Below are 21919 nucleotides of genomic sequence, written 5' to 3'. Positions count from 1 at the left end.
GACTACCGCCCTTCCTGTGTGCGGGCGCCGGGGCGCGGATCCTGTTCGCCCGCTTCGATCGCCACCCGCAGCCGGTTCTCGGCGGGCGCGATCGGGCAGGTCGCGAAGTCGGTGAAGGCGCACGGCAGGTTCACCGCGCGGTTGAAGTCGAGCACGACGGTCCCGTCGGCGTCGGGCGCGCCGACGGTCAGCGCCCGCACCCCCGGGTAGGTGGTGACGCCCGCGGTGGCGTCGGTGAACAGGAAGCGCAGCTGCTCGCCCGCCGCGAACACGATCACCCGCTCGGTGACCGCGCCGACGGTGAATTCGATGGTGCCCGTGGCGGTGTGGTGATGCTCCAGCCCGTCCACCACCGCGCCGGTGACGACATCCCGAGGCTCGTCGAACGCCTCGTAGCGGCCGGTGATCACCCAGCGCTGGTCGGGCGCGTAGGCGGGGATGCCGCCGAACGCGGCCAGCGTGGGCGCGGCGGGGTCGTGCACGCGCACGGCGTGGCGCCCGGTGCGGCGGATCACCTCCAGCACCCGGCTCTCCTGCTGGACCCGTAGGCCCGGCGCGCCCTCGACCGGGTGCAGGATCTGCACGCCCGCGATGTCGGAGCCCTCGAACACCAGCCGGTCGGCGGGCTGGGCGGTGATGAACACCTTCTGATCGGTCACCCACCAGGTGCCCGGCACGCCGGGCAGGCGCTCGGGCTGGTCGGTCAGCCAGTGCAGCGAGGTCAGGCTGAGGAAGCCGAGGGGGTCGCGCAGCTGGTCCTCGCGCGCGGCGCGCCAGGCGGCCCACTCGGTGTCGAAACTGGTTGCGGTGGTGGCGGTCATGACGCTCTGGCTCCTTCGTGAACGGTGGTGCGGTGCTGCGGATGGCGCAGGCCGAGGTGGTCGCGCAGGGTGGTGCCGGTGTACTCGGTGCGGAAGCTGCCACGCTCCTGGAGTTCCGGGACGACGCGGTCGACGAAGTCGTCGAGCCCGCCCGGGGTGAGGTGCGGCACGAGAATGAAGCCGTCGGCGGCGTCGTTCTGCACGTACTCGTCGATCTGCGCGGCGACCGCGGCGGGCGTGCCGATGAACTGCTGGCGCGCCGTCACTTCGATGATCAGTTCGCGGATGCTGAGGTTCTCGGCCTCGGCCTTGGCCCGCCAGGCGTCGGCGACGGCGCGCGGGTCCTTGGCGTGGCGCACCCGTCCGCGCGTGATGTTCACATCGCCGGAGGGTTCCACGTCGGGCAGCGGGCCGTCCGGGTCGTACTCGGAAAGGTCACGGCCCCAGACCTGTTCGAGGAACGCGATCGCGGTCTGCGGCCCGACCTGCTGGAGGCGGATGTGCCGGGCGCGCTCGTGCGCCTCGGCATCGGTGTCGCCGAGCACGAACGTCGCGGCGGGCAGGATCTTCAGATCCTCGTGCGCGCGACCGTATTTCGCGAGGCGGCCCTTGATGTCGGCGTAGAACGCCTGCCCCGCCTCCAGGGTGCCGTGCCCGGTGAAGATGGCGTCGGCGGTGGCGGCGCCGAACTCGCGCCCGTCGTCGGAGTCGCCCGCCTGCAACAGGACCGGGTGGCCCTGCGGACTCGCCGGGAGCACGAACCGGGCGGCGATATCGAATTGCTGTCCCTTGTGGCGGGTTTCGGGGACCTCGCGGGAGAACACTCCGTCCTCGCGGTCCACCACCAGCGAATCCGCCGACCAGCTGTCCCACAGCGCGCGCGTCACGTCGACGACCTCGGCGGCGCGCCGGTACCGGTCGGCGTGGTCGAGATAGCCGCCGCGCCGGAAGTTCTCGCCGGTGAACGCGTCGGAGGAGGTGACGACGTTCCAGGCGGCGCGCCCGCCGGAGAGGTGGTCCAGCGTGGCGAACTGCTTGGCCAGCTCGAACGGTTCGTTGTAGGTGGAGTTGATGGTGCCCGCCAAGCCCAGCTTCTCGGTGACACCGGCCAGCGCGTTCAGCACGGTGAAGGTGTCGGGCCGCCCGACGACGTCCAGGTCGTGGATGCGGTCGCGGTGCTCGCGCAGGCGCAATCCCTCGGCGAGGAAGAAGAAGTCGAACAGCCCGCGCTCGGCGGTGCGGGCCAGGTGCTCGAAGGACGCGAACTCGACCTGGCTGCCCGAGCGCGGATCGGCCCACACCGTCGTGTTGTTCACGCCGGGGAAGTGCGCGGCCAGATGCACCGTCTTGCGTGGCTTCGCGGGACTCATGACGAAACCCCTTCCTGGAGAGTGGCGTAGCGGCTCACGGGACGTGGCAGCCCGAGACGGTCGCGCAGCGTGCGTGGTCCGGGGGCGAGGTCGGTCTCGCCCGCGTGGCTCAGAGGTGCCTCGCCCAGCTGACGCAGCGCGGCCGGGACGGCCAGCGGGCGCAGGACCACGCCGTCGGCCGCGCCGGACGCGCGCACGGAATCGAGCAGTGCGCGCAGCGAGTCGCGAGTGCCGATGTGGCGCAGGCGGACCGGTGCGGAGTGCGGGGCCCAGGCGTCGAGCTGGGCCAGTTCGGTGTGCGCGAGATCCTCGGTCTCGGCGAGGTGGATGTCGAGATCGAGCAGCACCCGCACCGCGTCGGGATCTCGGTCGGCGCCGTGCAGCGCCCCGCGCAGCGCGGTGCGGCGGGCGTGGGCGGCGTCGAGATCCGGTGGGGCGATACGGATCAGGTCGGCGCGGCGCACCGCGACGGGGATGCTCGCGCCCTCGTCGGCGCGGATCGCGACGATCGGCTGCCCCTGCGGGGAGCGCGGCGTGATCGACGGGCCCTTCACCGCGAAGTTGTCCCCGGCGAACTCGATGTAGTGCAGCTTGTCGCGGTCGATGAACCGGCCGGTCGCCACGTCGCGGATCTCGGCGTCGTCCTCCCACGAATCCCACAGCCGGCCGACCACTTCGATCGCCTCGTCCGCTTCGTGCCACAGCTCCGCGTCGGACTGGACGCCCTTGCGCCCGAACGCCTTCGCCTGCTCCAGCCCTTCCGACACCGTCACCTCCCAGCCGGCGCGGCCGAGCGTCGCGAAGTCCAGGCTCGCGACGGCCTTGGACAGGTGGAACGGTTCGGTGTGCGTGACCGCCGCCTGCGGCAGCAGGCCGATGCGGTGGGTCGCGGCGGCGGCGCGGGCCGCGAGCGCGACGGCGTCGAGCCTGCCCTTCTCGGTGGCCACGCCGCCGGGTTGCAGCGCGAACGAGTCGGGCAGGAACACCGCGTCGAGGCCGGCGCGTTCGGCCGCCACCAGGACGTCCACCCAGTAGCCCGCGGTGAACAGGTCTTCGGCGCGGGAGTCCGCGCGCCGCCAGGAGGCTGGGTGGGCGCCGGTGCCCACCGGTTCCACGGCGAGGAGGAAGTCGGGATCCGGCATCAGCGCGGGCCTTTCGGTGTGGGGGGTCATCAGGCGGCCTTTCTCGGGACGGGGATCGCCGCCAGCAGTTCCTTGGTGTAGTCGTGGCGCGGGTGCTCGAAGATCTCGGCGGTGCGGCCGGTTTCGACGATGCGGCCGCGCCGCAGCACGGCCACGTGGTCGCTGATGCGGCGCACCACGGCCAGGTCGTGGGAGATGAACAGGTAGCTCAGCGCCAGATCGGCTTGCAGGCCGTCGAGCAGTTCGAGGATCTGCGCCTGCACCGACGCGTCCAGCGCCGAGACCGGCTCGTCGAGGACCAGCAGGTCCGGCCGCAGGGCCAGGGCCCTGGCGATGGCGATGCGCTGGCGCTGGCCGCCGGAGAGTTCGGCGGGCCTGCGGTCGGCGTAGGACTCGGGCAGGGCGACCTGGTTCAGCAGTTCGCGCACCCGCTCCTTGCGCTCGGCCCGGTCGCCGATCCCGTAGGCGCGCAACGGTTCCTCGATGATCGAGCCCACCCGCCAGCGCGGGTCCAGCGAGGAGTACGGATTCTGGTACACCACCTGGAATCGGCGGCGCAGCGCCCGCAGCCGGCCGCGTCGGGCGGCGGTGATGTCCTCGCCGTCGAAGCTCACATGGCCGCGATCGGGGTCGGTGAGCCGCAACGCGATCCGCGCCGTGGTGGACTTGCCGGAGCCGGATTCGCCCACCAGCGCCAGGGTTTCGCCGCGCCGCAGGGTGAAGCCGACGCCGTCGACGGCGGTGATGTCCTCGCCGGAACGGGCGGCGAAGCGCTTGTGCACGTCGCGCAGTTCCAGCAGGGGCTCGCCCGCGTCGGGGCGCGGCGTGCGGAACGGGGTGGGGACCAGGCTCGGCGCGGAGGCGAGCAGCCGCTTCGTGTACGGGTGCTCGGGCGCGGCGAGAATGTCCGCGGCGGGCCCGGATTCCACCACGCGGCCCCCGTTGAGCACCACGAGCCGGTCGGCGCGCTCGGCGGACATGGCCAGGTCGTGGGTGATGAGCAGGACGGCGGTGCCGCGCGCGGCGGTGCGCTCGGCGAGCCGGTCCAGCACGCGGCGCGCCACCGTGGCGTCGAGCGCGCTGGTCGGCTCGTCGGCGATGATCAGGTCCGGGCCGCAGGCCAGCGCGATGGCGATGAGCACCCGCTGGCGCTGGCCGCCGGACAGTTCGTGCGGATACTGCTCGGCGCGCATCTCGGGCCGGTCGAGGCCGACCTCGGTGAGCAGGTCGACGGCCTTCAGCCGCGCGCCCCGCCGGTCGGCGCGTCGGTGTACGAGCAGCGCCTCGGCCACCTGATCGCCCACGCGCCGTACGGGATTCAGCGACAAGCCGGGGTCCTGCGGCACGAATCCGATGCGCGCACCGCGCAGTTTGCGCAGCGCCTTCTCCGACTCGGTCCGCACCCGTTCGCCGTCGAACGTCACCACGCCACCGGTGACCTGCCCGCTGCCGCCCAGCAGCCCGATCACGGCGTGCGCCAAAGTCGACTTCCCCGAACCGGATTCACCGACCAGCGCCACCACCTCACCGCGCGCCACCCGCACCGTGGCGCCGTCGAGCGCCACCACCGGGCCGGACCCGGACTTGTACTCGACGCGCAGATCCTCGACGCGCAGCAACTCGTCGCGGCCACCGTCGGCGCCGGGATCGTCGCGATCCGCGCCGCGCCCGGACGCCGGTGCCGAATCCGGTGTGCCGTTCCGGCCGGTCTCGCCCTCGCCGGGAGTTCGGGCGTCGACGTCGGCGGCCTGCTCCCGCGTCACCGTCGCGCTCGCGGGGCCCGCACCGTTGGTCGCGGGCGTTCCCGCCGCGCGCGAGGCCGGTCGCGTCTCGGTCGATCCGGCGGATGACCGGTCATCGGACACCTCGCCGGTCGACCGATCGGCATTCGCTTCCGCGCTCGGTTTCCGCTCTCCCACCGTCGATGTCGCGGGCGCCACGGGCCCGGATTCCCGGCCGGCCTGCTGACCTTCCTCCCCGCCGGCCGATTCGCGGACAGCGGCGCGTGTTTCGGATCGCGTGGTGCTCACGGGTGGTTGCTCCTTTGGGCGGCGCGGCCGAGGTACTGGGCGGCGAGCACGACGGCGACGATGACCAGGCCGGGCAGGGTGGTCATCCACCAGGCGGTCGCGATGAAATTGCGTCCCTCCGACAGCAGCGAACCCCATTCGGGGGTGGGCGGTTTGGCGCCGTACCCGAGGAAGCTCAGCGCCGAGACGGCCAGCACCGCCATGCCGAACTCGACGGCGGCCAGCGCCACCACGGGCTGGAAGGAATTCGGCAGCACGTGGCGCAACAGCACCGTGTACCAGCGCACCCCCGACGCGTGCGCGGCCTCCACGAACACGGACTGGCGCACCCGCAGCACTTCCGAGCGCATCACCCGCGCGAAGTTGGCGATGAGCGAAACACCCACGGCGATCGCCACATTGCGGGTGCCGAAGCCGAGCACGGTCACCAGCGCCAGCGAGAGCAGCAGCGCCGGGATGGACAGCAGCACGTCCACCACGCGCATGGTCACCGCGTCCACGATGCCGCCCGCCGCACCGGCCACCAGCCCGAGCAGCGACCCCGCGACGAGCGCGATCGCCACCGCCGACACGGTCGCGGTGAGCGACAACCCGGCCGCGTGCACCACGCGGGTGTAGAGGTCGCGGCCCAGATTGTCGGTGCCGAACCAGTGCTGGGCGCTGGGCGATTGGAACTTCTCGGCGGGCACGCCGGTCAGCGGGTCGCCGGAGGCGAACACCGAGGGCACCAGCGCCCAGCCCAGGGCGAGCAGCACCACCGCCGCCGCCAGGATCAGACCGGCGTTCGCGCGCAGGAACCGCAGGCGCGGAACGGATTCCGGCGTGCGCGCGACCGCCACCGCGGTGTGTTCGGCTACCTCGACCACGGGCCCTCCTCGATCACCGTGTGCACCGGACGTCGTTCACGCACGGACGACCACCTCCTCCGCGAGGTCCTCGGCCTCCGCGGTGACCGCCCGGCCGCCGGTCCCGGCGATGCGCGGGTCCAGCAGCGGGTACAGCAGGTCCACCGCGAGGTTCACCGTGACGAAGATCAGCGCGCTGAGCAGCACGATGCCCTGCACCACCGGAATGTCCTGGGCCAGCACGGCGGTCTGGGTGAGCCTGCCCACGCCCGCGCGGGCGAACACCGCCTCCACCACCACCGACCCGGCCAGCAGGTTGCCGGTGAGCACGCCGGCGATGGTGAGCGCGGGAATCGCGGCGGGCCGCGCGACGTGCCTGCGCAGCACCCACCAGCGCGACGCGCCCTTGGCCAGCGCGACTTCCGCGAACGGTTGCCGCCACGTCGATTCCAGTCCCGCCACCAGCACCTGCGCGATCACCGCGCCGATCGGCAGCGCCAGCGTCACCGCGGGCAGCACGGTGCCGCGCAACCCCTGCCCGCCGAACGCGGGCGCCAGCTGCCAGTGGAACGAGAACAGCTGCAACAGGATCAGGCCGGTCCAGAAGGTCGGCACCGAAACGCCCAAGGGCGGCAACGAGGTCAGCAGGGTCTTCAGCCAGGGCACCCGGGTGTAGGTGGCGGCGAGCGCCAGCGCGACGCCCCCGGCGACGGCGAACAGCAGCGCCAGCGCCGTGAGTCCGAGCGTCGAGGGCAACGCCTCGCCGATGGCGTCAGTGACGGGCTGCCCGGTCGCGATGGACAGCCCGAAGTCGCCGCGCACCGCGTTGCCGAGCGCGGTGAGGTACTGCTCCCACAGCGGGCGGTCCAGCCCGTAGCGGGCCTGGAGTTCGGCGATCGCCGCCTGGTCCACGGGGGTGCCCGCCCCGCCGCCGCCCTCGGCGGCGAGCGACACCGGGTCGGCGGGCAGCAGGTACAGCACGATGAACGAGGCCGTGAACGCCGCCCACAGCACCCAGATCGCTTGGAAGACCCGCAGGGCCAGATAGCGCGCCACGGCTCAGCGCCCGCTCAGCCAGGTGTCGAAGAACTGCAACCGGGCCGACGCCTCGAACGTCACGTCCCTGGTGTTCGGCGCGACACCGATCGCCTGGGAGAGCTCGATGGTCGGCACCCACAGTCCCTCGTCGAGGATGCGTTCCTGCGCGGCGCGCACCAGCTCGGCCCGCTCGCCGGCGTCACCGGTGGCCAGCTGCTGGATCAGCAGATCGTCCAGCGCCGGGATACGTTCGCGCACATTGAGGTTGCGCGCGTCGACGCTGAACTGGGTGCGCAGGATGTCACCGTCGGCCCGGGTGACGTTGTAGTAGATGGTGTCGTAGTCCTTGGCGTTCTGGCGAGCCGTCGCCTCGGCGCCGGCGACCAGGTCCAGCCGCAGCGCGACGCCGACCTGGCGCAACTGCTGCTGCACCAGTTCGAGGATCGCCTGGTTGCCCGCGAACGCCCCGCTGTAGAGCACGCCGAATTCCAGGCGCTGGCCGTCCTTTTCGCGGATGCCGTCGCCGCCGGGCACCCAGCCCGCGTCGTCGAGGATCGTGCGCGCCTTGTCGGGGTCGTAGCCGGTGCGCGCCGAGAGGTCCGAGTAGCCGGGCGTGGTGCTGGCCAGCGGGCCGGTGGCCGCGTTGAACTGCGGGCCGAGCACCGTGTCCACCAGCTCCTGGCGGTTGAGCGCGGGCAGCAGCGCCTGGCGCACCGCCGGATCGCGCAGCGGGCCGCGAGTCACGTTGGGTTGCAGGCCGAACGGCACTCCCGGGTTCACGGTGGTCAGCAGGCTCGCGCCGGCCGCCTCCAGCAGCGGCAGGTCCTGGGGCAGCGCGTCGCTGACGGCGTCGAGCTGGCCCGAGGTGAGACTGCCGGTGCGCACGCCGGATTCGGGGACGACGGTGAATTCGATCCGGTCCAGGTACGCCTCGCCGTCGTGGGCGAAAACGTCGGAGCCCCAGTCGTATCCGGCGCGTTTGGCCAGCGTCGCCGACTGCTCCTGGCGCCAGCCCGAGTAGGTGAACGGACCGCTGCCGATATTGTCGCCGAGGCAGCGTTCTTCGGCGTTCTTCGCGGTGGTCGCGTCGGCGAGGATGCCGAGCTGCGGCGTGGACGAGGCCTGGAGGAACTGCGCGTTGGGCGCGCTGAACTCCACTCGCGCGGTGAGCGGGTCCACCGCCGTGGTGCCCACGTAGTTGGTGAGATAGCTGGTGGCCAAGGGCGCTTCGGCCCCGCCCAGCCGGATGATCGAATCGAAGGTGTTGCGCACCGAGTCGGCCGTCACCGGGGTGCCGTCGCTGAATGTGACGCCCTCGGCCAGACGGAAGGTGAACACCTTCGCGTCCGGCGACACCTCCCAGCTGCGCGCCAGCCACGGTACGATCTCGCCGGTCTCGGGGTCCTGATCGGTGAGCGAGTCCACGATCTGCCTGGTCACGTACAGGGTCTGGTTGGTGCCCGACTGCGCCGGGTCCGAGCAGGTCGGCGCCTGCGACAGTCCGTAGCGCAGGGTGCCGCCCGGCTGCGGCGGGCCCGCGTCACCGCCGCCCGGCGCGGACGAGTCGCTACCGCAGGCGGCCACCGCGGTGACCGCGGCGAACGTCGCGGCCAGCGCGACTAGACGGTGGCGAGGTCGGATCACTGTGCAACTCCAATGGTTTCGCGGACGGCGCGTTCACCGTCCAGGGGACGACTCGGGCGGGGGCAGCGCGACTCGGGCGCGGTCGGCAGCGGCTTTTCGAACGGGTGCGGGCCGATCTCCTCGGCGGGCAGGTCCGGGTCGTAGAGCGCGGTGTAGCCCGCGGCCAGGTACAGGCCGACCGCTTCGGGCTGGCGCGGACCGGTGGTGAGGTAGATCCGGCGGTAGCCGCGCCGGGCGATCTCGGTTTCCAGCTCGTCCAGCACGTGCCGCCCGAGGCCCCGCCTGCGGTGTTCGCGCGCGGTCCAGATCCGCTTCAGCTCGGCGGTGTCGTGGTCGTAGCGCTGGAAGGCGCCGCCCGCCACCGGTTCCGAGTCGACCGTGATCACCAGCAGCCCGCCGTGCGGCGGCGCGAACCGCTCGGCCGGGTACTCCACCAGCGAGGCGTGCATCGCGCCGGGGGAGCGCTCGTAGCGGGTGCTGTACTCGATGGCCAGCTCCGCCAGCAGCGGCGCGGCCAGCGGATGATCCTGGGCGACCCAGTGCGATCGCCGTGTGGTGACCAGACCTCGTGTCATCGCGCTACTTCTTCGGCAGTCCGGGCGGATTGATCCGCGTCTGGTCCACGACCTCGGTCTGCAGGCCCCACCGGTCGATGACCTGCTGGTAGAGCCCGGAGTCGATGGCGTGCTGAAGCGCCTTGTGCACCGGGCCGATCAGGCCGTTGTCCTTCTTGGTGAGCACGCCGATCTCGCCCTGGAGGTCTTCGCCCGCGCCGGAGAAGGTGGCCACGATCTTGGTCTGCCCGGCCGTGGCCACGTGATAGACGGCCGACGGGTTGGGCCCGATGTAGCCGTCGATGCGCTGCGAGGCCAGCGCCAGGTACACATCGGAGGCCTTCTCGAAGTAGGCGATGTCGATGGCGGGCAGTCCCTCGGCCTGGTTCTGCTCGTCCCACTCGACCAGCAGCTGTTCCTGATTGGTGCCGCTGCCGACGGCGATCCGCTTGCCCGCCAGGCTGGTCCGGTCCTGGTAGTCCAGATCGCTCTGGTTCGGCACCTCCAGCGCGACGTCGTCCTTGCGGTAGGTGGCGAAGTCGTACTTCTCCTTGCGCTCCTCGGTGACGGTCACGTTGGAGACGAACGCGTCCACCTCACCGGAGTCCACGCGCACGAAGTTGTTCGACCAGTCCGCCACCGCCACCTCGAGGCGCAGCCCCAGGATATCGGCGACGAGCGAGGCGAAATCGACCTCGGAGCCGACCACGGTGCGGTCGTCGGTGGCGTAGAAGCGCAGCGGCGGCGCGGTGCCCGCGGAGCCGGTGACGATCAGGGTGCCGCGATCGCGGATCGCCTGCGGCACTTGGGCGGCGATCTCGTCGACCTTGCCGGCGCGCACGCGCCCGGCCTGCTCGGGGGAGAGATCGAACGCGACGGTGCCGTCGGGCGAAACCTGGCTGTCTTCGCTCGGATTCGTGCAACCCGACAGCAGCAGCGCTGTCGCGGCGACGATTCCGGCGAGGGCGGTGAACTTCATCGATGACCTGTTCGTACGGGGAGCGGAGCTCAGTGAACGCGGGAGAGAAAGGCTCGGGTGCGGGGATGTTTCGGGTCGCCGAGCACCTCGGCGGGCGGGCCCTGTTCGACGATCACGCCGCCGTCGAGGAAGACCACGGTGTCGGCGATCTCGCGGGCGAAACCGATCTCGTGGGTGACGATCACCAGGGCGGTGCCGTCGTCGGCCAGGCCGCGGATCACGTCGAGCACCTCGCCGACGAGTTCGGGGTCCAGCGCCGAGGTCGGCTCGTCGAACAGGATCACCCTGGGCCGCAACGCGAGTGCCCGTGCGATCGCGACGCGTTGCTGCTGTCCGCCCGACAACCGGCGCGGATACGCGCCGGCGAGTTCGCCGATGCCCACCCGGTCCAGCAGGGTGCGCGCCTCGCGCTCCACTTCGGCGCGCGGACGGCGCTGCGCGGTGAGCGGGGCGATGGTGACGTTGTCGAGCACGGTGAGATGCGGGAACAGATTGAACTGCTGGAACACGAACCCGATGCGCGAACGCTGTTTGCGCACTTCGCGATCCGGCAGCGGATACAGGGTGTTATTGCGGCGCAGGCGATATCCGATCAGCTCGCCGTCGATGTGCACGGTGCCCGCGTCCACCGGTTCCAGGTGGTTGAGCACCCGCAGCAGGGTCGACTTGCCCGAGCCCGACGGGCCGATCACCGCGACCACTTCGCCCGACCGCACGGTGAGATCGATGCCGTGCAGGATCTCGGTGCGCCCGTACGACTTGCGCACGCCGCGCACTTCCACGGCGGCGCTCATCGGGTGGCTCCCCGCGGCGCGTTCGCGGCGGCGGCGAGTTCACGCAGCCGCCACCGGAACTTCTGCAAGGGCGTGGGCGGCGGCGTGCGGTGCGCGCCCTTCGCGTAGTGGCGCTCGATGTAGAACTGCGCCACGGTGAGGATCGTGGTGAGCACGATGTACCAGAACGTGGCCACCATCAGCAGCGGCACCACCCGGCCGTTGCGGCCGTAGATCACCTGCACCTGGTAGAACAGCTCGGCGATCGCCATCACCGACACGATCGAGGTGCCCTTGAACAGGCTGATCACCTCGTTCGTGGCGTTGGGCAGGATCGAGCGCATCGCCTGCGGCAGCACGATGGTGCGGAACTGGCGCCACCGCGGAATGCCCAGCGCCGCCGACGCTTCCAGCTGTCCCGGGTCCACCGAGATGAGCCCGGCGCGGATGATCTCGGCCGAATACGCCGCCTGATGCAGCGCCAGACCGATCACGGCGGCGGTGAAACCGCTGATCACGCCGTTGACCTCGAAGGTGAGGAACGCCGGTCCGAACGGAATGCCCAGCGAGAGCGTCTGATACAGGTAGGCGATATTGAACCAGAACAGCAACTGCACGATGAGCGGGATCGAGCGGAACGCCCAGATATAGGACCAGGCGATGGTGCTCAGCACCGGGTTGTTCGACAGCCGCGCGATCGCGAGCAGGGTGCCGATGAAGAAGCCGAGCACCGTGCCCCACAGCGTGAGCTCCAGCGTCACGCGCAGCGCGGCGAAGATCGACTCGGCGGTGAAGTAGGCGGCGAACGTCGGCCAGTCCCAGCCGGGATTGGTGACCAGGCCGTGCAGGAACTGGGCGAGCAGGATCAGCGCTATGACACTGATCACCCACCGCCACGGATGCCGCGTGCGGGCGACCGTCGGGGCGGTGTCGGCGCGGGTGACGGCGTCGCGGGTCGCGACGCCGGTATGGGGCGCGTCGCCGTCGGCCGCCTGCTCGGCGGCGGGCGGTGCGGGGTCGGCGCGATCATCGTGGAGGGGGGCTTCGGGTGCGGGAGGCGCACTCATGGGAAATCCTTCGGAGAACTCAGACGGCGGCGGTGGGATCCGTCGCCACCCGCGGGGCGGGTCTGGTGCGGTCGGTCGCTGTGGTCAGCGCCGACAGCAGCCGTGCTGTCGGCCGGCCCTGCGGGCGTTCGCGGTTCGCGTCATGCAGTCCTCCATCGGTCCCGGCGGAAGCACCCGCACCCGGTGACCGGGGGGTTGCTGCGACGTCGGTGAGCCAGGTCTCTCGGTCGCTCTGGATGGGTGTGCCCGGCCCCGTGCGCCGGGCGCAGCAGGGTCTGGCCGAAACATCATGCGAAGCGCGGCAACTCACCGGCAAGGGTAGAAATCAGGCTGAGCCCAGCCCTGGTCCCGCGGGCCCGCCGGCGTGATCATTACCCGCGCCGGTCGGTGCTGTTCCCTACGCCGACCGGCTCTCTCGCCCCGGCGCCACGACGCGCCGGAGAATTTGCCACCGCCGAAAACGGCTGCGTCCGGCGTTTGCGGGAGTAGTCTGTCTGCTCATCGTGCCGCCGATGAGGAGGTCCGCCGTGGCCGTGTTGCACCGCCTGCCCCGTTTCGCCGCCCTCGCCACCGGAGCGGTCGCCCTGACCGCCGCGCTGGCCGCGCCCGCCGCCGCGATACCGGCCGCGGACCCGGAACCACCCGGCAGGCACCAGGCCGCGACACCCGGGGATCTGTTCGCCGCCTACGACAGCACCGTCCAGGTGTTGCGCGGCCTCGGCATCGACCCGTTCCTGTATCCCACGGCGGCCGCGTTCTGCGCCGACGGTTCGGCGCTGGGCCTGGTCCCGGCGGTGGCGGGAGCCGTGCCCGGCCCGTGGCCGAAGACGAACATCGCCGTGCCCGGCCTGGATCTCACGGCCGTGAAGGCCGGTCAGACCCTGTTCACGTTCATCCCGGTGGGCCTGGGCCCCGAGAGCGGGAACACCGCCGGGATGCAGGTGGCGTGGTTCAACGTCAGCAACGGGCGGGGCGGCGTGGCCGCCATGGGCCCGATCGCGGAGATCTTCCGCGGCATGATCCCGCCGCAGATCCCCGCCGAACTGCGCCCGCAGGCCGAGCGCGCCATCGCCGAGTTCTTCCTCGCGGCGCTGCCGGTCGGCGGCATCCGCGCGGTCCCGGTCGACACCGGACAGGGCACGGTGCTGGCCGCGGTCTTCGGCACCGTCGACAACGGCGGGCGCTCCTGCTTCTTCCTGCCCACCGTCGGCATCACGACGGTGCCGTAGGGGCTGAGGCGAAGTCCGATCCGGGGCCGCGTCGTCCGTGGGTTGCGGTCCCTCCCCGGCCTTGCCGGATGACGATCGGCGGCTCCGAGATGGGGTCGGACTCCGAGATGGGGCCGCAGGTGCTCAGGTAGCGGATGCCTCGGCTCGCGTGGTCCCGGCCGGCCGGTGCGTGTTCGCTTGCGTGGTGGCGGGATCGCGTCGACCGAATGGGCCACGACGACCCCCAGCCACCGGCTGATCGGCCCGGATTCCGAGGCACAGCCGAGCGCCCGCTCAGGTGGCAGGTACCCCGGCGGGTGCGGCTTCGGCTCGTGCGGTTTCGACTTGGCTGGTGCGCGCTTGCCTGCGCAGCAGCAAGGTCGCCACCACCAGGTAGGCCGCGACGATCAGCAGGTTCAGCGCGCCTTGGGCGGTGTCACCGCGGTCGAAGCGGTCGATGGCGGCGACGGTGATGACGCCCGCGCCGAAGCAGAAGCCCGCGGTGAGGGCGGGCGCGGCGATGCGGGTGGGCAGCGCCGCCACCGCGAGCAGGTAGAGGGAGAACCCGAAATCGGGCACGGTGAAGATGTTGTGGGTGCGGTACTCGGGATTGGCGATCAAGGCGATGAGCAGCCACAGGCTGACCGGCACGGCCGCGATCCTCGCCATCGTGAGCAGATTCATGACACTCCTGAACGAACTGCGCTCCGCGGCAAGCCTTCCCCATGTCGTGCCGCCGGGCAACCCAGGGCAACCTTTCCGACACGGACGAGACGGCGAAATGCGCAGGTCGCCACCGGTGAGGCGGTGAAGCCCCGAATTTGCGGGGCACGGCGGAGCGGAGCTGTCCGGGCGCGTGCGGCCGGGGGTTCTCCCGGCGTCGCGATCGAGTCCTGGCCTCCGGCGACCCGCACCAGCTCGCCCCGCTGCTCAGCACCGAACTGCAGGCCGCCGCCTTCTCCCAGCGCCCCGAACCGCGTCGCGACGGGCGCCTTGGCCGGACTGGTCTCCGGCTCCGGCCCCCTAGGCGAAGACGCCGCGCCCCTCGCTCTCGTCGAGCGGCCGCTTGACGACCTGGCGCGCGAGCACCTACTCGCCGGGTCTCGTTCCCCGGAACCGGCGCGGGTGCGCGGACGTCCGCAGCTTCACAGGCCGAAGGCGGTGCCGTCCTTGTCGAGAATGGGTTTCGAGGTCATCGAGCGACCCACGTTGCGCACGAACAGCAGCGAACGACCGGGCAGGTCAGGGCATTTCGCGGCGGGGTAGGGCAGTGGGATCGGGTGCGGTGGACACCAGCGGGCGGCCTTTCCAGCGCAGCGCACCCCGTCTCCGCGCGCGATGGGAGCGTGCGGTGAGCGCCAGGTACTCGGCCACCGACAGCGGGTGGGCCAGCGCCGCAAGGCAATCCGCGCCGGTGACGGTGCCGCCGGACTCCAGGGAGCGCGCCAGCAGCCGTCCGGCGACCGAGGCGGCATAACCGATCGCGCCGGCCCGGCGGATCGATCCGCGCCCGGCCACCGCCGCCACGGGCGGCGCCAGATGACCGAGCGCCGCAACGGTTCCCACGGCCGCCGCCGCGACGGGTGAACCGCCGTACGCGGACCAGAGCCAGCGCGTGTAGCCGCGCTCCAATTCTTCGGCGCCCCGGTACATGCGGGTGCGGGCGAGGGTGCCCGCCGCCGCGACGGTAGTGCGGTGCCCGGCCCGGCGCAGCACGCGCGCCAGGTCCAGATCCTCGGTGGGGCTGTCCGCGACCGCCTCGTGCCCGCCCACGGCGCGGTAGGCCGCCCCGTCCACCACCAGGAACTGCCCGCACGCCACCACCGTCGACGGACGCCGCGACCGGTCGGCGAGGGCGACCGGCAGGGTCGAGGCCCACGACCAGCACAGCAGCGGCTGCACCAGCGCCTCCCGCGCGGTCCCGGCGAGCTGCCGCGGCCAGGGCGAGACCAGCGCCGCCCGGCGGGCCCGCAGTTCGGCCACGGCGGCGGCCACCGCCTGCGGAGCCAGCCGCACATCGGCGTCGACGAACACGAGCACAGGCGCGTCGGTGCGCGCGGCCAGCCGGGCGCACGCCGAGGCCTTGCCCGTCCAGCCGGGTGGCGGCCCGGAATCCTCGCGGATCAGCGTGCAGCGCGGGTCGCCGGCGATGGCCGCGCGGGCGGCGTCGGCGGTGCCGTCGGTCGAGCCGTCATCGAGGATCAGCACTCGCAAGTTCGGGACGCCCACTTGGGCGCGCAGGTCGGCGATCAGCGCGGGCAGGCGCGTCACCTCGTCGCGGGCGGGCACGCAGACCGTGACGGGTTCCACCGCGGCCACCCCGCGCGGCAGCCGACGCACCGTCAGCCGGTTGACCAGGGCCAGGCCCGCACCGCCCAACGCGATCGCGGCGCCCGCCCTGACCAGCGTTTCGCTCAGCGGAACTGGCGAACCGATCGCCACCACCGCCGCCAGGAGAACTGATGGTCGGGCACGTGCGCCACGGCGGGATTGCGATCCATGTACGCCATCGCGGCCACGATCGCCGCCACCGCGAGGGTGACGCCGCCGACGATGCCCGCCCAGCCCGCGAACGAGCGGGTGTTCGGGTCGGCGTAGCTCACCTCCGCGCGCAGCGTGGACACGTCACCGGGCGGCAGTTTCCACGACACGGTGGAATCGCCCTCGCGGGTGCCGTTGGTCTTGGCCACGCGGGCCGGGAACGCGATGGTGAACTGCACGTCCGAGCCGTGCGGCGGCACCGACTTCAGGTCGACGCGCCCGTTCATGCTCACCAGGTCGCCGGTGCGCTGGAACTGGAGCTGGAACATGCCCTGCGTCTGCTCCGACAGCAGGCCCAGCTGCGTCACCTCGCCGAACGAGAGGTCCTCGAAGAACACCTTGGAGCCCACGTACCCGTCCTGGTTGTAGGGCTCCACCCGCACCTTCGCGGCGAGCGACTCCGGCGCCTTCAGCTCCGGGCCCTTGTCCTCGGCACTGGCGGGCACCACGGCGGCCACGATCCGCCCCGACACCCGGTCGTTCGACGACACACCCATCGACACCTGCACCCGCAGGCACCCCGCCAGCACCGGCCCGACCAGCACCGCGAGCAGAACCATCGCCATCACCCGCACCCGGCGCGGCGCGCGCGTCGACAGCGGAACCGGAATGGCGGGTGGCGTGGGACTCGGTTGCACGGCTCACATCGTGCCAGGCGCGCCCCTCCCCGTGCCACGCGGTCGCCCGACACGCCGCACCGCGTTCCGGACGGAGCCGGGCTACGCTCGCGGTATGACGGGGGATGTCGAGGAGGGGCCGGCGCGCGCGGCCGAGCACGGGCACATGGGACGGGTCGGCTGGTGGGCGGTGCTCGCCGGTGCACTCGCCGAGGGGTTGCTGCGGAATCAAGCTTTCCTCGGGGCGATGCTGTTCTCGTTCGTGGTCGGACTGGGCGGTGCACTGTCCGGCGAACCAGGCGTGACGGTCGTGTGCGTCGGCGCAGGCCTGGCCGGGATGACCCTCGCGGTCGTGGCGTTGGCGAGGCGCTGGCCTCTGGTCCGGCAGTGGATCGTCTTCGTCGCCGTGTGTGCCGTGCAGATCGCGCTCCTGAGTCGGTACCTCGCTTAGACGCCGAGTCCCCTCTGGGCCGCGTTGCTGCGGACGCCGAGATACGTCCGCCTCAGCCTTACCGGGCGGGGCGTGTGACCGGACTCTGTCCCTGATCGGGCGGTGCGGCCCGTAGGCGGATCATTCGCGACAGGAGGGGGACGCCGAGCAGGCCCATGCCGAGGAAGCCGTAGGCGGCGGAGGCGGGGAGGTCGAGGAAGAGAGCGTGGGCGAGGGTGGAGCCGAGCCAGGTCCACAGGAAGACCAGGACGGGGACCGCGGTGGCGCTGGACTCGCGCGGGCGGGTGGGGGCGGGGGCGGCGTGTTCCCAGACGGCGAGCAGTGCGGCCATGAGCAGCGCGACCACCAGCCAGCCGAGGTAGTTCGTCAGCGGGATCTGGGCCAGGCCGGGCAGGCCGGAATCGGTGTCGCACCAGCTCCACTGGCCGTCGGCGACCATCTGCGGGTCCAGGAACAGATCCCAGCCGACCGTGCCCACGGCGGCCAGCGGCACACGAGTCGCGGTCCGGCGGGTCAGCAGCCCCGCCACGACCCACACCGGATACACCCCGCCCGTCCAGGCGAGCGAAACCACCAGCGGCACACCGGCGAGCTCCGGCCCGATCCGCCCCTCCGCGTAGGAGTAACAGCCGAACGGCATATCCGTCGCGGTGCCGAGCAGCTCGGCGAGCAGCCCCGTCCCCGACACGATGACGAGAAAGCCCGCCGCGTAACGGAATCCGCGTGTCGCGATGGCGTGGGCCAGCGCGGTCCCCGCGAACAGCAGCACCACCAGCACCGTCACCCGGTCGCGGGCGGCGCCCTCGGTGAGCGGGTAGGCGATCTGGGTGAGCACCAGCAGCGCGGCGAACACCACCGGCACGGGATGGCCGAGATCGCGCCGGGCCGCCGCCACCCGGTCACGCAGCGAGACGTTCGTCATAGCCTGCCCAGCAAAGGGATCCGCCGTCGCCGTTCGTCGCGCAGCACCAGCCGCGCCGCCGTCCGGCCACTCGCGCCGGACACGCCGCCACCCGGATGCGTGGACGCCCCGGTCAGATACAGGCCGGGCGCGCCGGGCACCCGCTGACCCGACAGTTCGGGCAGCGGCCGCCACAGCATCATCTGATCCAGCGACATCTCCACGTGCATCACATTGCCGCCCAGCAACCCCATCTCGCGCTCCAGATCCACCGGCGTCTGCACGTACCGCTGCCGCACCGAACCCGCGAAACCCGGTGCGTGCCGGTCCACTTCGGCGATGATCCGATCGGCCTCGCGCGCTCCTCGGCCGGCCCAATCGCCGCGGTTCAACCGATACGGATGCCACTGCGCCCACAGCGAGAGCTGGTGCTCGCCGGGCGGTGCGATACTCGGGTCGAGCGCGCTGAAACTCATCGCCAGCACCACCGGGCGCGGCGGCAGATCACCGGCCAGCGCCGCCCCGTGCGCGCGCCGCAGCGCCGCCCGGTCGGTGACCAGCAGTTGCAGACCGCGCGCCGAATCTTCCTGTGCCGCACCGGGATAGACGGGCAGCACGTCGGTCTCGACCCGCACCACCATCCCGATGCCGGGCCCGACCCGAATCCGCCGCCGCCACCCCGCCACGACCTCGGCGTCGAAACCGCCCGCCCGCAACAGATCCAGCGTGGTCAGCACGTGCGTGCCCGCGATCACGGTGCGCGCCCGCACCTCCCGGCCCGACGCGGTGCGCACCCGCCAGCCCTCGCCCGCGCGGGCGATCACGGTGACCGCGTCGCCCGCCGTGACCGTGCCGCCGTCCGCGCGCAACCGCGCGACCAGGGCGGAGGTGAGCGCGCCGCTGCCGCCGACGGCCCGGCCCGGCGGCACCACGTGCATCAGCGCCGCGAACCCGACCATCGGCGCGGTGCCCGGCTCCGACATGGGCGGACCGGACTGCGCGCCGAACCAGGCCAGCGCCGCCTTCAATCGCTCGTCGCGAAACCAGGTGTCCAGCAACGCGTCCCCGGATTGCAGGAACTCCCGCGACAGAGCGCTGCCCCCGTCGCGCGCGTCGAGTCCCCAAAAGGACCGCAGCAGGTGGCCGGGTCCCGGTGCGCCGCCGAACGCGCGCATCACCCGCGCGCTGCGCGGCCCCCACTCCCGGGCGAAGCGCCGGTACGCGTCGGCATCGGCGGCGCCACAGGCCTTTTCGATGGAGTCGCAGGTCGCGTCGAGATCGCGCCGGAACACGATCGGCGCGGCCCCGTCCGCCCCCGCGGGCGCGAAACCCCAAGGGTCGCAATCGATGTACCGCAGCCCGAACCGCCCCAGCTCGAGCTCCTCGAGGATCCCGGTGTGGCGGATCATGATGTGCGCCGAGGACCCGCGATCCACCAGGTGCCCGGGGAACCGCTCCACCGTCGACACCGCCCCGCCCAGCACCTCGTCGCGTTCGAGCACGTCGACCCGGTGCCCGGCGCGGGCCAGATAACAGGCCGCGACCAGGGCGTTGTGGCCCGAGCCGACCACCACCACACTCACAGCGGCAGCCGCCTGCCCAGGATCGCGAACGGCCGGTTGTCGCCCGCGAACACGAAATCGCGGATCACGTCGCCGAACCCCTCGCGGCGGTACAGCCGCCAGGCCCGGTTCTCCTCACCCGTCACCTCGGGCGTGGACAGCAGCACCGCCCGCTCCGGCCGGTCGCCCAGCAGCCGCCGCAGCAGCGTCGCGCCGATGCCGCGGCCCTGCGCGGCGGGGTGCACGTGCAGCTCGGTGAGTTCGAAATAGTCCGAAAGCAGTTCCCGCGCAGAGTGTTCCGGCCACCCCGAGCGCCGCATCCCGCTGTGCACCTGCTGATGCCACCACTGGTGCGGCGCGCCGTGGTAGCCGTAGGCGATGGCGACGATCGGCGCGACGCGCGGATCGGCGTGGCCGTGGTCGTCGGGGAGCAGCGCGGCCACGGCCCGCCAGCCGGGCCGGGCGGTGTGCTCGGTCCACATGGGCGCGCGGTGGTTCTCGGTGCCGCGCGGATACTCCATCGCGGCCACGTAGACCGTCAGCGCGTCGTGGAGCCGGTAGCGCATATCGGTGACGGACAGGTCGACCACGACGGGCGCGGGTGCGGGGGTGTGGTGTGGCTTGACGGCTGTCATGGCTCTCGTCGGACCGCGCGGACGCGGAAAGTTGTCGGTGGGCGTCTCTATATTCAAGCTCAATTCAAACGTTCGAATACCTGTTCGGTCCGCGCGGTGCACGAAGGGCCGGGGTGTGCGAGTGCGGAGGGATGACGTATGGGGAACCTCGATTCGCCGGGCCGGCCCGGCAAGGCGGGACAACTACTGAAGAAGGCCGACGGACTGCTCCTGCAGGCCGGAATGGAGGCCGACCCGCGCGAGCGGTTCCGCACCGCGTACCTGGCGGCGCTGCGCGGGGCGGGCGCGGTGCTCGCGTTCACGGGCGCCGACGCCGCGCCGCGAGCCCGCTCGCGCAACGCGTGGGTGCTGTTGCAGCGCGCCGCGCCCGAGTTCGTGATGTGGGCCGACTACTTCAGCGCCCGCTCCGAACTGCGCGCCGCGCTGGAGGCGGGGCTCGATCGCGACGTGAGCGAGCGGTCGGCCGACGAGTTCTGCTCCCGGGTCGGCGCGTTCCTCCACGACGTGGAGGATCTGCTGAAATCCGCCGCCCGGCTGCGTCCCGCGCCCGGGTGGACCGGAGGCATCTCCGCGTGAGCGCGCGGCGCGGCCCCGTCACCTCGCGCGGCGGGTCCGAAGTCGTGTGGCACAGGTCACGGACGACACGGCCGCACGGCTTCCGAAATGCGAGTTTGTCTCGGTGTGCACATTCAGTGGTCCCGCCCTGATCGAACTCGTATCATTGGTGGCAGACAGCCGCCAAGGTCGGCTATCTGTCGCCTACCCGGAGGCGACCGCCACGTCCTAGTGCCGGGGGAGGTACCGTGCCACTCTCCGAGCACGAGCAGCGCATGCTCGAACAGATCGAGAGCGCGCTCTATGCTGAGGATCCGAAGTTCGCGTCGTCCGTCCGCGGCGGACGCCTCCGTACGACCTCGAGTCGACGCAGACTCCAGGCCGCCGCCCTGTTCGTCCTCGGCCTGTTTCTGCTGGTCGCCGGCATCGCCGCTCCGGTGAAGCCCGGCGGCTTCCCGATCATCAGTCTGGTCGGGTTCATCGTCATGTTCGGCGCCGGTGTGCTGCTGCTGATCGGCAGCGGCAAGGGCGGCGCGGACGCCGACGGCGCGCCCGCCGGTGAGCCGCCCTCGAGCGGGCCGAGCGGTGGCGGGTCGAGCGGACCTCGGCGTCAGCGCAAGTCCGGCGGTTTCTCGGAGCGCATGGAGGACAGGTTCCGGAGACGGTTCGAGCAGGAATAGCTCCGCCCCGGCACCACATCGTTCATATGTGAAGGCGGCGCCGCACCGAACGGGTGCGGCGTCGCTTTCTCCTGTGCGCACCGGGTTTTCGCGCCGGAGTGAGATTGCTCGCATCCGGCGGCCTGGCGACACGGTCGAGCGCCATGCGCTGGACCCGCACGGCCGTGACCGCGCTCGTCCCGCCGTGTCCCGCGCCCGGAGTTCGCGCCACTTCTCCCCACCGGAGTTCCCCACCCTTCCCCACGGGGTCCCTCCACTCCTCCCCACCGGGGGTTCCACCCCCTTCCGTCCCCCCGCAGGGCCTTGCCTACCAGCGGAGTTTGCTGATGGTTGTCGGGACAGCACCCGGAAGGCACGCGCGTGTCGCCGGAACACGCGAAAGTCCCCCACCTGGGTGATAGCTGTGATGACCTGCGGAATCGTTCGCGCGGGGAGCGAGATCACCTCCACTTTCGATTGAAAGTGGGGGAAAGTGGGGTAATGTGGAGCGCGCTACAGGAGAGAGG

General features: G+C 71.9%; 21 protein-coding genes and 1 riboswitch. Of the genes, 4 read left to right on the top strand and 17 right to left on the bottom strand.

From position 1 onward, the window contains the following. Positions 1–2: 2 nt before the first annotated feature. The 11 genes from DFR74_RS17755 to DFR74_RS17705 all read right to left on the bottom strand — a co-directional run bounded on the left by DFR74_RS17755 (position 3) and on the right by DFR74_RS17705 (position 12263). A complete protein-coding gene (locus DFR74_RS17755) occupies positions 3–821 on the bottom strand; it encodes a DUF1684 domain-containing protein (protein ID WP_067511089.1) in 819 nt (272 codons plus the stop codon). Then, the gene (locus DFR74_RS17750) at positions 818–2191 is read right to left on the bottom strand and encodes an NtaA/DmoA family FMN-dependent monooxygenase (protein ID WP_067511088.1); all 1374 of its coding nucleotides are present in this window, start codon (positions 2189–2191) and stop codon (positions 818–820) included. The genes DFR74_RS17755 and DFR74_RS17750 overlap by 4 nt, the downstream gene beginning before the upstream one ends. Beyond that, on the bottom strand, positions 2188–3333 hold the full coding sequence (locus tag DFR74_RS17745; RefSeq protein WP_067511087.1) for an LLM class flavin-dependent oxidoreductase: 1146 nt from the start codon (positions 3331–3333) through the stop codon (positions 2188–2190). The genes DFR74_RS17750 and DFR74_RS17745 overlap by 4 nt, the downstream gene beginning before the upstream one ends. A gap of 29 nt (positions 3334–3362) precedes the next feature. Beyond that, entirely contained in the window at positions 3363–4952 is a 1590-nt protein-coding gene (locus DFR74_RS17740) for a dipeptide ABC transporter ATP-binding protein (RefSeq protein ID WP_067511139.1), read from the bottom strand. A gap of 407 nt (positions 4953–5359) precedes the next feature. Continuing rightward, positions 5360–6157, bottom strand: a complete 798-nt coding sequence (locus DFR74_RS17735) for an ABC transporter permease (RefSeq protein WP_084537882.1) — start codon at positions 6155–6157, stop codon at positions 5360–5362. Between the two features lie 108 nt (positions 6158–6265). Beyond that, entirely contained in the window at positions 6266–7264 is a 999-nt protein-coding gene (locus DFR74_RS17730; RefSeq protein ID WP_067511085.1) for an ABC transporter permease, read from the bottom strand. 3 nt (positions 7265–7267) lie between these two features. Continuing rightward, a complete protein-coding gene (locus DFR74_RS17725; RefSeq protein WP_067511084.1) occupies positions 7268–8890 on the bottom strand; it encodes an ABC transporter substrate-binding protein in 1623 nt (540 codons plus the stop codon). Further along, on the bottom strand, positions 8887–9465 hold the full coding sequence (locus DFR74_RS17720; protein WP_084537868.1) for a GNAT family N-acetyltransferase: 579 nt from the start codon (positions 9463–9465) through the stop codon (positions 8887–8889). Before DFR74_RS17720 ends, DFR74_RS17725 begins: the two co-directional genes overlap by 4 nt. A 4-nt stretch (positions 9466–9469) precedes the next feature. Then, positions 9470–10423, bottom strand: a complete 954-nt coding sequence (locus tag DFR74_RS17715; protein WP_067511083.1) for an ABC transporter substrate-binding protein — start codon at positions 10421–10423, stop codon at positions 9470–9472. 29 nt (positions 10424–10452) lie between these two features. Beyond that, entirely contained in the window at positions 10453–11217 is a 765-nt protein-coding gene (locus DFR74_RS17710) for an amino acid ABC transporter ATP-binding protein (RefSeq protein WP_067511082.1), read from the bottom strand. Further along, entirely contained in the window at positions 11214–12263 is a 1050-nt protein-coding gene (locus tag DFR74_RS17705) for an amino acid ABC transporter permease (protein ID WP_084537867.1), read from the bottom strand. Before DFR74_RS17705 ends, DFR74_RS17710 begins: the two co-directional genes overlap by 4 nt. A 149-nt stretch (positions 12264–12412) precedes the next feature. Beyond that, positions 12413–12506, bottom strand: a riboswitch (SAM riboswitch). A gap of 284 nt (positions 12507–12790) precedes the next feature. On the opposite strand from DFR74_RS17705, the gene DFR74_RS17700 reads away from it, so the two are divergent. Further along, complete coding sequence (locus tag DFR74_RS17700) at positions 12791–13492, top strand: hypothetical protein (protein ID WP_084537866.1); 702 nt, start codon at positions 12791–12793, stop codon at positions 13490–13492. Positions 13493–13765: 273 nt separating this feature from the next. Here the strand turns inward: DFR74_RS17700 and DFR74_RS17695 are convergent, their stop codons facing one another. The 3 genes from DFR74_RS17695 to DFR74_RS17680 form a co-directional block, all read right to left on the bottom strand. Beyond that, on the bottom strand, positions 13766–14155 hold the full coding sequence (locus DFR74_RS17695) for a hypothetical protein (RefSeq protein WP_067511080.1): 390 nt from the start codon (positions 14153–14155) through the stop codon (positions 13766–13768). 558 nt (positions 14156–14713) lie between these two features. After that, the gene (locus tag DFR74_RS17685) at positions 14714–15916 is read right to left on the bottom strand and encodes a glycosyltransferase family 2 protein (RefSeq protein ID WP_232331808.1); all 1203 of its coding nucleotides are present in this window, start codon (positions 15914–15916) and stop codon (positions 14714–14716) included. Next, positions 15886–16578 carry an LppM family (lipo)protein gene (locus DFR74_RS17680; protein WP_084537881.1) on the bottom strand — a complete coding sequence of 231 codons (693 nt, stop codon included), beginning with the start codon at positions 16576–16578 and terminating at the stop codon, positions 15886–15888. The genes DFR74_RS17685 and DFR74_RS17680 overlap by 31 nt, the downstream gene beginning before the upstream one ends. 166 nt (positions 16579–16744) lie before the next feature. On the opposite strand from DFR74_RS17680, the gene DFR74_RS17675 reads away from it, so the two are divergent. Continuing rightward, positions 16745–17080 (top strand): hypothetical protein, encoded by a 336-nt coding sequence (locus tag DFR74_RS17675; RefSeq protein WP_067511078.1) that lies wholly within the window; start codon positions 16745–16747, stop codon positions 17078–17080. 58 nt (positions 17081–17138) lie between these two features. On the opposite strand, the gene DFR74_RS17670 is transcribed toward DFR74_RS17675, so the two are convergent. The 3 genes from DFR74_RS17670 to DFR74_RS17660 are packed head-to-tail and all read right to left on the bottom strand — an operon-like array spanning position 17139 to position 20178. Further along, positions 17139–18002, bottom strand: coding sequence for a carotenoid biosynthesis protein (locus DFR74_RS17670; RefSeq protein WP_067511077.1), 864 nt, complete (start codon positions 18000–18002; stop codon positions 17139–17141). Then, positions 17999–19564 (bottom strand): phytoene desaturase family protein, encoded by a 1566-nt coding sequence (locus DFR74_RS17665; RefSeq protein ID WP_113975165.1) that lies wholly within the window; start codon positions 19562–19564, stop codon positions 17999–18001. The genes DFR74_RS17670 and DFR74_RS17665 overlap by 4 nt, the downstream gene beginning before the upstream one ends. Continuing rightward, entirely contained in the window at positions 19561–20178 is a 618-nt protein-coding gene (locus tag DFR74_RS17660) for a GNAT family N-acetyltransferase (RefSeq protein WP_067511076.1), read from the bottom strand. Before DFR74_RS17660 ends, DFR74_RS17665 begins: the two co-directional genes overlap by 4 nt. A gap of 138 nt (positions 20179–20316) precedes the next feature. On the opposite strand from DFR74_RS17660, the gene DFR74_RS17655 reads away from it, so the two are divergent. Together DFR74_RS17655 and DFR74_RS17650 are read left to right on the top strand one after the other, a co-directional pair. After that, the gene (locus DFR74_RS17655; protein ID WP_067511075.1) at positions 20317–20754 is read left to right on the top strand and encodes an SAV_6107 family HEPN domain-containing protein; all 438 of its coding nucleotides are present in this window, start codon (positions 20317–20319) and stop codon (positions 20752–20754) included. A gap of 227 nt (positions 20755–20981) precedes the next feature. Then, a complete protein-coding gene (locus tag DFR74_RS17650; RefSeq protein ID WP_067511074.1) occupies positions 20982–21413 on the top strand; it encodes a DUF3040 domain-containing protein in 432 nt (143 codons plus the stop codon). The last annotated feature ends 506 nt before the right edge of the window (positions 21414–21919 follow it).

Origin of the sequence: Nocardia puris (assembly GCF_003315035.1) — a bacterium.
GTDB classification, from domain to species: Bacteria; Actinomycetota; Actinomycetes; order Mycobacteriales; family Mycobacteriaceae; genus Nocardia; species Nocardia puris.
The sequence above is the reverse complement of the archived record's forward strand: the minus strand, read 5'-3'. Positions and strand labels throughout refer to the sequence as shown.

What these genes read in the sequence shown, in the direction of transcription:
- DFR74_RS17755 (WP_067511089.1), bottom strand. Translation starts at nt 821, where the DNA reads ATGACCGCCACCACCGCAACCAGTTTCGACACCGAGTGGGCCGCCTGG.
- DFR74_RS17750 (WP_067511088.1), bottom strand. Translation starts at nt 2,191, where the DNA reads ATGAGTCCCGCGAAGCCACGCAAGACGGTGCATCTGGCCGCGCACTTC.
- DFR74_RS17745 (WP_067511087.1), bottom strand. Translation starts at nt 3,333, where the DNA reads ATGCCGGATCCCGACTTCCTCCTCGCCGTGGAACCGGTGGGCACCGGC.
- DFR74_RS17720 (WP_084537868.1), bottom strand. Translation starts at nt 9,465, where the DNA reads ATGACACGAGGTCTGGTCACCACACGGCGATCGCACTGGGTCGCCCAG.
- DFR74_RS17715 (WP_067511083.1), bottom strand. Translation starts at nt 10,423, where the DNA reads ATGAAGTTCACCGCCCTCGCCGGAATCGTCGCCGCGACAGCGCTGCTG.
- DFR74_RS17710 (WP_067511082.1), bottom strand. Translation starts at nt 11,217, where the DNA reads ATGAGCGCCGCCGTGGAAGTGCGCGGCGTGCGCAAGTCGTACGGGCGC.
- DFR74_RS17705 (WP_084537867.1), bottom strand. Translation starts at nt 12,263, where the DNA reads ATGAGTGCGCCTCCCGCACCCGAAGCCCCCCTCCACGATGATCGCGCC.
- DFR74_RS17695 (WP_067511080.1), bottom strand. Translation starts at nt 14,155, where the DNA reads ATGAATCTGCTCACGATGGCGAGGATCGCGGCCGTGCCGGTCAGCCTG.
- DFR74_RS17680 (WP_084537881.1), bottom strand. Translation starts at nt 16,578, where the DNA reads ATGGCGATGGTTCTGCTCGCGGTGCTGGTCGGGCCGGTGCTGGCGGGG.
- DFR74_RS17675 (WP_067511078.1), top strand. Translation starts at nt 16,745, where the DNA reads ATGACGGGGGATGTCGAGGAGGGGCCGGCGCGCGCGGCCGAGCACGGG.
- DFR74_RS17670 (WP_067511077.1), bottom strand. Translation starts at nt 18,002, where the DNA reads ATGACGAACGTCTCGCTGCGTGACCGGGTGGCGGCGGCCCGGCGCGAT.
- DFR74_RS17660 (WP_067511076.1), bottom strand. Translation starts at nt 20,178, where the DNA reads ATGACAGCCGTCAAGCCACACCACACCCCCGCACCCGCGCCCGTCGTG.
- DFR74_RS17655 (WP_067511075.1), top strand. Translation starts at nt 20,317, where the DNA reads ATGGGGAACCTCGATTCGCCGGGCCGGCCCGGCAAGGCGGGACAACTA.